Consider the following 839-nt stretch of genomic DNA (forward strand, 5'->3'; position numbering starts at 1 on the left):
CAGGCGATCTGGAGTTTCTCCACGATGCTCAGCAGAGCGCGCGCTTTCTCGGTTTCTGCCGACGGCTCGATGCCACCTACCATGCCACCGGTATGTCGTCTTCAGCCAGTACATGGCCGGATGAGCGCGTCGGGCTGGTGTATGACTCCGTTCAAGTATTCCTTGACTCCGTGAACAAGCTTGACCCGGCCGAGGGCATCAGTTGGACGAAGATCGTTGGGTATATTCGTGGTGGTGTCTTTGACGGAGTCACCGGCCGGGTGGACTTCCGGACGTCCCGGGTCGCGACCGACAAGGCGCTGACGGTCCTACGGGTGGATCTGTCCAGCGCCACGCTCCCCACCCCGTCGGGGTCGGTCCCGGCCTCTCCGGACACGTTGGAAGCCGCCGATGACCAGACCTGCAAATTCGTCCTCCGGGGCCCTGATGAGGGACCCGATCCACAGCCAATGGACTGCTGGAACCACCCGTTGGGCCCCATACGCGCCCCCTCGCCCGCCAGCCCTGGGGAAAGCAGCCATTAGCGACCGGCAACAGAGGACGCGGCATCGCCGGGGTTATCCGGGATTGGGGCATGCACCTCGCCGCATCGCTTCCCAACCATCGTCGCGCGATGCACGGGTACCCCGGCTCGTCGGTCGTCACCCACCACCTCCGGTGACTCCGTGCGTCGCCTCGCGACGCACGCACCCAACCTCGCTCCTTGATCCACGCCCCTGTTGCCGTGCGCTTTTCATGGCCGTCAAGGCCAACCGCGTTTTCGTGATTCTGTTTGAGCTGGCGGGCAGCGTTGCCTGGCTGGGGCGGTCGGGGCGGTCGGGGCGGTCGGGGCGGTCAGG

Annotated in this window: 1 protein-coding gene; it reads left to right on the plus strand. The window is 65.6% G+C overall.

The window, feature by feature from the left end; genetic code table 11:
• On the plus strand, window positions 1-524 hold a 524-nt coding region (locus MJ783_RS04935), incomplete at its 5' end, for a hypothetical protein (protein ID WP_239308730.1).
• Window positions 525-839: the final 315 nt, after the last annotated feature.

Source organism: Protofrankia sp. Cj3 (genome assembly GCF_917627355.1).
GTDB lineage: Bacteria > Actinomycetota > Actinomycetes > Frankiales > Frankiaceae > Protofrankia.